Here is a 10,562-nt window from a genome sequence, read left to right as displayed (position 1 = left end):
TACTACAAACCAGTTTATATTGTTCGTAGTAAGGACTTTAGTCCTAATTGACTAAAAACCTGAGAGAGGACTGAAGTCCTTACTACAAACCAGTTTATAATGTTTGTACCACCTATCAAGAGTGCTTGTATGAGCCAGACAATATCTGATAAAGTACGCTGGACTACCGCCGATTTAGAACTCTTACCCGATAACGGCGATCGTTACGAACTTATTGATGGAGAGTTATTTGTGACTAGAGCACCGCATTGGGGTCATCAACAGACTTGTGGCAGATTTTTCTCTGTGCTTGATACTTGGTCGATGTCTGCTGGTTTAGGACGAGCTGCAATCAATCCAGGGCTGATTTTCACAGATAGCGATAACGTAATTCCCGATATAGTTTGGGCGAGCAATGAACGCTTGGCCCTCTTGCTAGATGAAGCCGGTCATTTAACCGCCGCCCCCGAGTTAGTTATTGAAGTATTATCGGCTGGTACAGACAATGAAAGACGGGATAGAGATTTGAAACTCAGACTCTATTCAGTGCGGGGAGTACAGGAATACTGGATTGCGAATTGGCGGTTGCAGCAAATTGAGGTTTATCGCAGGGAACAAGCAAGTTTAAGGCTAGTTGCTACACTGTTGAGTGCTGATGAATTGACCTCACCTTTGTTACCTGGTTTTAGTTGTTCCGTCGCTCGAATTTTTGCTTAGATTTATGAAATACTTTTACAGGGCGATCGCCCTTTGTGGATTTGTTACCGTTTTCGGCAGCATATCCCCTGCCATTTGTACCCAACCCTCACAAATACTAATAGTTCAAAATTCGGCTGAAGACTTATTCAACAGCGCTTTAGCCAAGTCAGAGGCTGGAGACATCTCAGGGGCGATCGCAGATTACACCGCAGCTATTGCCATCAACCCCAACTACGCCAAAGCCTACAACAAACGCGGCATCATTCGCGGCCGCTATCTCAAGGACTATCCAGCAGCCAAAGCCGACTTCGATCGCGCCATTGAAATTAACCCGAAGTATGCCGATGCTTACTACAACCGCGCCAAAGTCCGCTATTTTTTAGAAGACAAACCGGGCGCGATCGCTGACTACCAAAAAGCCGCAGAATTTTATCAAAAAGACGGCAAAACAGAAGATTATCAAGATGCAATGAAACACCTGCACAGGCTGCTACTGTAAATGTTTTGGGAAACAGGGTATAATATCTCCCCAGCTTAAAAAATATCAACTATTACATCGCGCGATCGCCTCAATTTACGAAGATGTTTTAGAAATCGGTTAAAATAGTCGATCGCACAAACACCAAACATTCATCTGCGTCCATCTGCGGTTGAACACTCCAAATTCACCCCGTCAAAAAATGCCTGCAACCTCCACCGTCACCGTCACTGTACCCGCCACAACCGCCAACTTAGGCCCCGGATTCGACTGCATCGGCGCCGCTTTAAGCCTCTACAACCGCTTCCAATTCTCCCTCCTCGAACCGCCAGCAACCGAGAAATTGAAAGTTACCGTTACAGGCGCCGAAGCTGCCAAAGTCAAGACAGACGACAGCAATCTCGCTTACCAAGCCTTTGTCAAGTTATACGAATACCTCTGTCAATCCCCCCCACCAGTGGCGATACATATAGATATGCAAGTACCGCTGGCGAGGGGTTTGGGAAGTTCCGCTACAGCTATTGTCGGCGGGTTGGTAGGGGCGAATTGTTTAGCCGGCAAGCCTTTGAGTCAGGTGGATGTGATGCAATTGGCGATCGAACTTGAAGGACATCCCGACAACGTTGTCCCCGCTTTATTGGGTGGTTGTCGCCTCGCTGCGTCAAGTTTGAAAAATCAACTGCAGAGGCGCACCGAAGGCTCAGATGACGATGCAAAGGGCTTTGGTTGGGAGATTTGCGATATTCCCTGGCATTCTAGTATTGTGCCTGTGGTGGCCATTCCCGATTTTGAACTTTCTACAGCCGAAGCGCGCAAGGTTTTGCCCAACGATTACACTAAGGCTGACGCGATTTTCAATGCCGCACACGTGGGTTTGCTGGTGCGGGCTTTGGAAACGGGCGATAAAAACTGGCTGCGCTGCGCCCTACAAGATAAAATTCACCAGCCTTACCGCCAATCTTTGATTCGGGGATATGAAGCGGTGCAACAAGCTGCACTGAATGCAGGGGCTTGTGGGATGGTAATTAGCGGTGCGGGGCCGACGCTTTTAGCTTTAACGGATGTTACTAATGCTGATGCGGTTGTGAGGGAAATGGCGGCTGCTTGGATGGAATTTGGGGTGAAGGCTGATGTAAGGGCGATCGCGATCGATACTCAAGGCGCGATAATTTATGGTTAATAATTTGTAAGGTGCGGACTACCAGCCCGCGTCTTGGTGCAATAAAACTCTCCAGAAAAGCCATGCAAGAGCAGACAGGATGCCTACCCCTCTAGTAGCTGGTCATTGGCAATAAATATTATTTATTGCTAATCGACGCTCGGAGTCAGAAGATTTATCAATCGCCCGCAATGAGATTTCAAGCGTTTGAGGGACTTTTTTACCACCTTGACAGGGCTCGGCAATAGCCACAGCTACCCCAACTTTTTTATTTATTACCTTGACAAGGGTAAGCTTTGCTCATATAGTTTTTCCGTATCAACAAATACATTACATCCACATGATTCCAATGTGGATAGAGTCCGATGGTCATCTATGGCTCACTCATTATTGGTAATACCAAAGGAGAGTTCAATGCGAATCTTGATTACTTACCCTGTTGCGGAAGATGTTCTGCTTGGAATCCTTAATGATAACGTTATCTATAGGCCTGACTTGCAAACCAAGGGAGACCGTTTCGTAACCAAGGCATTGACTGAGCTTAGACCAGATGTTCTGATAGCCCAAAAATTGCCTGATGAACAGGTTGTTAAAAGTTGGGTATTAGCAACACCTGATTCAGCGCGATTCATTGTGCAAAATGGTAATAGCCAGTACGCTGGTGAAGCTAAACATTTCTCGTTTGCAGGTGTCCCAGTTTTTACTACTGTACCTGATGATCGAATTCATCCCGATATTCAGCCACTGATCTTGGCTGAGCGTGTCCATACAAAGCGGTCTCATGTGTGGGGGGGGGTAAGAAGAGTGTCGTTTCTGCAAACCAAAAAGTATCTGTCGCTCTTGTAGGTGCCGGCATTGTCAATCTTATAACCGCCTATTATTTGACAAAAGCCGGTTACTGCATTGCAATGTATGATGCCTCGCCCGATCCTAGGAAATCCGAACACTGGTCAAAATATGGCTGCACACGTGGGGGCGGCGACGCAAGGATGTTTACCCTCACGGAGGCTGATAATTACAACGACAAAGACTTTACAGCGAGCTCTCACTTCAACAATTTGTTCGACAGTAAAGTGTCGGAATCTGGATGGATGATCTGCGATAAAAATAATATATCCATACCTGAAAAGACATGGATACACGAGTACGAAGCAGTCCCCCCATATTTGGCAAACGTTTACAACAATGATATCTTGTCTTTCAACCATGAAAGCCACCCCTTGTGGGAAGATTTGATCGAGAATGCTTCGGAATTATTCCAAGACGTTGAACTTCGGGAAGGTATTGTCCGTCTGTACTCGGATGAATCACATTATCGACAAAGTATTGAACGCCATAGAGAGATAAAGTCTTTAAGATGTACTTTGACACCTGAAGAGTTGATAGAAAAATACCCTGCCTTGGCAGATGCTTGTGCAAGCGACTTAGTTGTTGGTGCAATCGAGGTGGTTGGTTTTACCCTTAATGTACACAAATTTATCGAAAACTTGCTCGATAGTTTGGAGAGATTAGGTATCCAATGCTTCTGGAATCAGAGCGTTAAAAAAATTATTCGGGACGACCACGGTGTTGTCATCGGGCTGGTCTCAGGTAATCATACGATCACCGCAGATAATTACGTCATTTCTCCTGGTGTGTATGGTTCTGAATTACTGAGAGGGACACAAGCGGAGAACAAAATTCAGGGTGTGTTAGGTTGCTGGATGGTCATCCCGAATTTAGCACCGAAGCTCAAGCATTCGTTAAAAATAGCTCGCAAGGATCACATCACAGAAGATGCGAATGTCACTGTAGCCACAGATTCTGAAGGGGAAGATATTTTGATCTTTGGATCGGGCTACGGTTATACAGGTCTTGACCCCAATAATATACTTCCCGATGATCTTGAAGCGATGTACTGCGGGATAGAAGATTCACTAAAACACTATTTTCCTGCTGCCTACGAGGCAGCAAAACAAAATGGATTGTTGAAGGCAAGCCGCCGATATTGCGTACGTCCGTGGACATCTACCAGCCTTGGGGTTTTTGAGGTTGTTGAGGTCGCCAGAGACGGCAAATTGATCGTTACTGGAGGACACAATACGGGAGGCTTTACGCAATCGCCGGCGATTGCCAATGCGGTTTTGGCAGCACTCCAAGGAGAATTTCATTCTATGCATCAGCTTTATCATCCGAACCGCTTTGCCTCCTTTTACTATGAAATTCCCCATCGGCACATCCTCGAAACTATTGCTGTAGGCTAATTTAGGCTATTTTCTCTCTTGCAGATACTGGATACTCCCTATAAAAGGTCGATAGCTCTATTGACTATACTATTAAGCTTTTTGGGAAATTTGAGTACATTTGCACAGGGCAAGTTTAGTTTACTGAAACAGCGTAGGCGTGGATGCATGGCTGATTCATTCTCAATTCCAATCGACTATTTGCGTCTTTCCAAAGCCTCTGATAGCAAGGAGAACAATAGTTTTCAATAATGAGGGACTTCTTGGCTAGAAATATCTGCCCAACACCTTACAGCATAAGAGTTAGAAAAGTTGGAAAATTTTAGAATGAATCAGCCCTGGGCCTAGATGGGAGGCAATTTTCATGAACATTAACAGTACAAGGATAAATTTATCGTGATTAGAAGAACCAGCAATAATTATACTCTTGTTAATGATTGTAGTAAGCGCCTACGCATTTTGGTACTATGCTCCGATGATCCACAGCACCATTACCTAATTTCCGAACTCGCAGCTCGATTTGACCTAGTAGGTGCTATTATAGAATCAGGTAAAGACCAGCACCAACGGCTTTGGCAGAAGGCTAAATACATCGACTGGCTATACAGGTACTGGCATATAAAGCGTCAAAAACTCACTGGTAGAAGCCGCTATCGGTGCGACTATTTCTCACCGCTTATACGCAATATCAGCCATATAAACAAGATATACGTTGATTGGATAGGCTCTCAAGAGACGGTCGAAGCCATCAGAGATTTCAAACCAGATATCACTGTGGTGTGTGGCACCATGTACATTCCTAAAAAAGTCATCCATGCAGCCGATTTCATGATCAATGTGCATGGGGGTTATCTTCCCGATTACCGAGGCAATCACTGCATCTTCTTCGCCTACTATAAAGCAGACTATGCCAAGATTGCTGCAACGCTCCATGTAGTTTCGTCCGAACTAGACGGTGGCGAAATTATTGAAATTGTGAAACCACCAATATACCCGCACGACAATGATGACCATTTATATTGCCGTGCCTTACATCTGGCAATGCTTAGGCTGTTCGAGATTATTGAAGATTTTGAGGCTGGCAGTCAATCCATCCAATGCTATCCCCAAGTAGGAAATGGGATGATGTATTGGCACCGAAGTCGTAAACCGCATCATGACTTTCTGCTGTGGCTAAAAAAGTCATTAGGGCTACAGCAAGTGCCTCATATTCCAGTGGAAAACTTCGAGCAAGAAACCATCGCACAGCAAGTTTTAGAGGAGAGGTTGTCATGCGAATAGGGATACTGGAGACGGATCGAGTTCCCAACGATCTCATAGAGGATTTTGGCAGCTATGCCGATATGGTCGAAGCATGGCTGCGTCAGGAGCGCAGAGAGTTTTTGTTTAGTCGCTATGATGTGGTGGAGGAGATTTATCCACAAGATATTTCTGAGTGTGATGCCTACCCGATCACTGGCAGTAGAGCTAGTGTCTATGACCACGATCCTTGGTTATGCACTCTCTCTCAGTTTATCCGCGATATCTATATGCAATCCACGAAAAAGTTGATTGGCATCTGTTTCGGTCATCAGCTAATCGTGCAGTCACTAGGCGGAGTGGTGTACAAATCGCCCAAAGGTTGGGGAGTTGGGTTGGCACAAAGTGAGGTGTATAAAACAGAACCTTGGATGATCCCTCTTGCCAAGAGTTTCAAATTACCGGTGATTCATCAAGACCAGGTAATTGAATTGCCAAAGGATGCGACGGCGATCGCGGGCAATCCCTTTTGCCCTTATAGTGTCGTCACATATGGCGGATCTGTCTTGACTTTTCAGGGACATCCAGAGCATGAAAAGACCTATACGCAGGCGTTAATGCTGCGCCGGAAAGATGTCATGGAAGAAACGGTGTTCTCCGCAGGCTTGCGTTCACTCGATGACGACCCCGACGCTCAACTGGTCGCAAAATGGGTCGTCAATTTCCTTGAGGAATGAAACGAAAAATCTTAAATGGGATAGGGGGTATATTGAGTCAAGCACAGCCTAAGTCTCTGGTTTCAATGGGTTATTTTTGGGCATTAGTTGCCACTATCATTTGGGCTGGTAACTTTATTGTTGCCAGAAGTTTTAATCAGGATATCCTACCAGTGGGTCTAGCTTTTTGGCGATGGACGATTGCCGTTGTGACCTTGACACCATTTGCCATGCGGGTGACAGTCGAAGACTGGAAACTGGTTCAAAAACATCTCCCCTACTTGGCCGTATCGGCGTTGTCAGGAGTGACTGTTTTTAACACCTTGATCTACATTGCGGGTCACACAACGCAGGCGATGAACCTGGCTTTAATCGCCACTTCTTCCCCCATTTTTATCGTACTCATGTCTCGTCTCTTTTATGGCGAACTTATCTCCTTAAGACGTGTCACGGGAATCACGATTGTCGTGTTCGGTGTCGTATTGTTGATCGCGGGAGGCTCGTTAGAGAAGCTGCTGAGTATTTCCTTCGCAATTGGCGATCTGTATATGTTGTTAGCAGCCATAATCTTTGCTGGCTATACCATGCTAGTAAAACGCAAGCCACCTAACCTGCGAATGGCAACATTCGCTCTATGCACTTTTAGCTTAGGGCTGTTGTTCTTAACGCCCTTCTATGCACTGGAATGTTGGATTTATCACCCTGTTGTCTTCAATCCTTCGGTCATGCTTGCGTTACTATACGTTGGAATTCTCTCATCTGTGGTGGCGTTTCTTGCATGGAATAAGGCAATTATCCTAATCGGTCCTTCCCGCGCAGCTTTAATGTATTACCTGGTTCCAGTCTTCAGTGGCATTGCTGCGTGGCTTTTTCTAGGTGAAGCGATCACTTTGGTGCATATCTTCAGTATGTTGCTGATCGTCTTCGGCATTATCATTACTAACCGCACGGAATCTGGCGTTGCAGAAATAAGGAGCAGAAAGAAGGAATAAATTAGTTGGGAGATCGGATCGTAAATGCTTTCAAGAATGGTGTAACGACAAATACATAGCGAATTGCTGCAATAGATTTTGAGAGCCATAGCTCACACCAGGTTGCTCGTCAATATCATATCCTGTCAATTAACTTTAATGAACGGGCGATCGTACTCGTGCACAACTTGTCAATAGTCGCTCGCCCGTTTTTAAGTAATTTTTCTGTTTCGAGCGATCAAAATTTTGTATGACGGACGATCGCGCGATCGCAGTTGATCGCCACGGACGACCCCGATTCCCATATAAATAAAAAATTTAGTGATTTTGAATACAGATCCCGACTCAACAGTCGATCGCACTCCTCAATTTTGCGCGGGGATCTAAAGTTACCCTAAAGTTCGACCCCCTTTTCCCAAAGCCTTCCTAAGATAGAAGTTAGGGGACGATCGACCTAAAAGCCGGTACAGGAGCGCCCAGCACCTGAAAATCCCCAACTAGCGAGCAGCAAGACAGGGAGAACATCAACATCATGGTAAACGCGCCAACAGGGGAAACCCGTCTGGGCCCGACCGAGCAGGTACAAGCCTTAGACCGCGATTGCACGACTCTATCCCGTCACGTACTCCAGCAACTCCACAGCTTTAGTGCAGATGCTCAGGATCTCAGCGCTCTGATGAATCGCATCGGGCTAGCTGCTAAGCTGATCGCGCGGCGGCTCAGCAGAGCTGGATTAATGGAAGATGCTTTAGGGTTTACAGGGGCTGTGAACGTGCAGGGAGAATCCGTCAAAAAGATGGATATCTATGCTAATGAAGTGTTTATCTCGGTATTCCAGCAAAGCGGACTTGTCTGCCGTTTGGCTTCCGAGGAAATGGAAAAACCCTACTACATTCCGGAAAACTGTCCGATCGGGCGTTACAGTCTGCTCTACGACCCCATAGACGGTTCTTCCAATCTTGACATCAATCTTGATGTCGGCTCCATATTCAGCATCCGGAAGCAAGAAGGCGAGGATGCAGACGGTTCTGCTTCTGACTTGCTGCAACACGGACACAAACAAATCGCGGCCGGCTACGTGCTCTACGGCCCCAGTACCATACTGGTTTATTCGATCGGGCAGGGCGTTCATTCCTTTACCCTCGATCCCAGTTTGGGCGAGTTTATTCTAGCTAACGAAAACATTAAGGTTCCCGATCGCGGCCCGATTTACAGCGTTAATGAAGGCAATTTCTGGCAGTGGGAGGAATCTTTGAGGGATTACATTCGCTACGTACACCGCAGCGAAGGCTACACCGCGCGGTACGGCGGGGCTTTGGTCGGAGATTTCCACCGGATTTTATTTCAGGGAGGCGTGTTTTTGTACCCCGGAACCGTGAAACAACCCGAGGGCAAATTGCGCTTGCTCTACGAATCGGCTCCTTTGGCGTTTTTGATGGAGCAAGCCGGCGGGCGCGCCAGTACGGGCATTCAAGACATCTTAGATGTAGTGCCGACCAAACTGCACGAGCGATCGCCCTTGATTGTTGGCAGTAAAGAAAATGTAGCGATGGTTGAGTCTTTTATTCAAGATCGATCGCGCAATTCTCGCACACTCCAAGAGTGAAGGAAGTTCGGCAACGGATTGTGCAACGGATGTAACGGATGAATGGATGAAAGTTCGGCAACGAGCAGTGTACAAGATGTAACGGATGGATGGATGGAAGAATGTTTTAATTGCCAATTACCAATTACCACTTGCCAATTCCCAATTATCAACTATCAATTCTCAAATTGTAGGAGCGACAGTAATGACGGAAACGACAACGAATCACCTGTTAGAAATCAAAGAAATTGGCCAAAGTATTTGGATGGACAATTTGACTCGCAATCTGATCGAGTCCGGCGAACTCAAGGAGATGATTGAAAGTCGGGGACTGCGGGGGATTACATCTAATCCGGCGATTTTCGAGAAGGCGATCGCGGGTAATGTAATTTACGACGCTGATATCGAAGCGGGAATCCGGGCGGGCAAATCTGTCATGGAGATTTACGAATCTCTGGTATTTGAAGATATCCGCAACGCTTGCGACATCTTCGCCCCAGTGTACGCAGAGTCGAAGGGTTTGGACGGTTACATCAGCATCGAAGTGCCGCCGACGATCGCCAACGATACAGAAAGTACGATTAGCGAAGCTTTGCGCTATTATCAGGCGATCGGCAAACCAAATGTGATGATTAAGATTCCCGGAACTGCCCAAGGTTTGCCCGCCGTAGAGCGAGTTATCAGCGAAGGGATTAACGTTAACGTGACTTTGCTGTTCTCGGTTGACAGCTACGTCGAAACTTTCTGGGCGTACATTCGCGGTTTGGAAGCGCGGGCGGCTAAGGGTTTGGATGCGAGCAACATCGCTTCTGTTGCCAGTTTCTTCTTGAGCCGGATCGACATCAATATCGACGGCAAGATTGACGAGAAACTCAAAAATGTCACAGATATTTCCACCAAAGCCAAACTGGAAGCGGTGAAGGGGAAAGTTGCGATCGCCAATGCCAAGGTAGCTTACCAGAAGTATAAAGAGATCGTCGCGAGCGATCGTTGGCAAGGTTTAGCAGCCAAAGGAGCCAAAGTCCAGCGTTTGCTGTGGGCGAGTACCAGCACCAAAAACCCCAACTACAGCGATGTCATGTACGTTGATGAGCTAATCGGCCCCGACACGGTTAACACTTTGCCTCCGAATACCGTTGAAGCTTGTTTCGATCACTGCGATGTCGCGCCCCGGATTGAGAATAACGTAGCAGAAGCTTACAGCCTGATCGAAAGTCTCAAAGATCCCGACATCGACATCAACTTGGACAAAGTGATGGAAGACTTGCTCCTCGACGGGATCGAGAAATTTGTCAGCCCCTTCCAATCCCTGATGGATTCCTTGGAAGAGAAAGTGCAGAAGCTCTCACCTGTTGCTTAAGGAAATATCTGTATCCTTGAAGGCAGAAGGATTTAGGAGTCGGAATAGATAATTGTTTTGGCTCTTGAATGGTGAGTTTTCCAGCCCGAACCTGGAAAAATGACACCAATTGGTGACAAAAATCCCACAGAGTAAAATCAGCTATGATTTTTGG

10 protein-coding genes are annotated in these 10,562 nt (G+C 46.5%); all 10 read left to right on the top strand.

What is annotated here, in order from left to right; all coding sequences use genetic code 11:
- The first annotated feature begins 129 nt into the window (after positions 1-129).
- Positions 130-696 carry a Uma2 family endonuclease gene (locus JGK39_RS30050; protein ID WP_293262308.1) on the top strand — a complete coding sequence of 189 codons (567 nt, stop codon included), beginning with the start codon at positions 130-132 and terminating at the stop codon, positions 694-696.
- A gap of 4 nt (positions 697-700) precedes the next feature.
- Positions 701-1,177: a tetratricopeptide repeat protein gene (locus JGK39_RS30045; protein ID WP_293262305.1), complete on the top strand. Its 477-nt coding sequence runs from the start codon at positions 701-703 to the stop codon at positions 1,175-1,177.
- 181 nt (positions 1,178-1,358) lie between these two features.
- On the top strand, positions 1,359-2,336 hold the full coding sequence (thrB, locus tag JGK39_RS30040) for a homoserine kinase (RefSeq protein ID WP_293262302.1): 978 nt from the start codon (positions 1,359-1,361) through the stop codon (positions 2,334-2,336).
- A gap of 393 nt (positions 2,337-2,729) precedes the next feature.
- Complete coding sequence (locus JGK39_RS30035) at positions 2,730-3,161, top strand: hypothetical protein (protein ID WP_293298514.1); 432 nt, start codon at positions 2,730-2,732, stop codon at positions 3,159-3,161.
- Positions 3,101-4,558 (top strand): FAD-binding oxidoreductase, encoded by a 1,458-nt coding sequence (locus JGK39_RS30030; RefSeq protein WP_293298511.1) that lies wholly within the window; start codon positions 3,101-3,103, stop codon positions 4,556-4,558. The genes JGK39_RS30035 and JGK39_RS30030 overlap by 61 nt, the downstream gene beginning before the upstream one ends.
- Positions 4,559-4,933: 375 nt before the next feature.
- Positions 4,934-5,818 carry a formyl transferase gene (locus JGK39_RS30025; RefSeq protein WP_293258483.1) on the top strand — a complete coding sequence of 295 codons (885 nt, stop codon included), beginning with the start codon at positions 4,934-4,936 and terminating at the stop codon, positions 5,816-5,818.
- Complete coding sequence (locus JGK39_RS30020; RefSeq protein ID WP_293258481.1) at positions 5,809-6,513, top strand: hypothetical protein; 705 nt, start codon at positions 5,809-5,811, stop codon at positions 6,511-6,513. The genes JGK39_RS30025 and JGK39_RS30020 overlap by 10 nt, the downstream gene beginning before the upstream one ends.
- Entirely contained in the window at positions 6,510-7,484 is a 975-nt protein-coding gene (locus JGK39_RS30015; RefSeq protein WP_293258479.1) for a DMT family transporter, read from the top strand. The genes JGK39_RS30020 and JGK39_RS30015 overlap by 4 nt, the downstream gene beginning before the upstream one ends.
- Positions 7,485-7,995: 511 nt before the next feature.
- Positions 7,996-9,069, top strand: coding sequence for a class 1 fructose-bisphosphatase (gene fbp, locus JGK39_RS30010; RefSeq protein ID WP_293258477.1), 1,074 nt, complete (start codon positions 7,996-7,998; stop codon positions 9,067-9,069).
- Positions 9,070-9,253: 184 nt separating this feature from the next.
- Positions 9,254-10,408: a transaldolase gene (gene tal, locus JGK39_RS30005; RefSeq protein ID WP_293298517.1), complete on the top strand. Its 1,155-nt coding sequence runs from the start codon at positions 9,254-9,256 to the stop codon at positions 10,406-10,408.
- Positions 10,409-10,562 lie beyond the last annotated feature (154 nt).

This window comes from Microcoleus sp. PH2017_12_PCY_D_A (assembly GCF_020738565.1).
In the GTDB taxonomy this organism is placed as follows: Bacteria; Cyanobacteriota; Cyanobacteriia; order Cyanobacteriales; family Microcoleaceae; genus Microcoleus.
The sequence above is the reverse complement of the archived record's forward strand: the minus strand, read 5'-3'. Positions and strand labels throughout refer to the sequence as shown.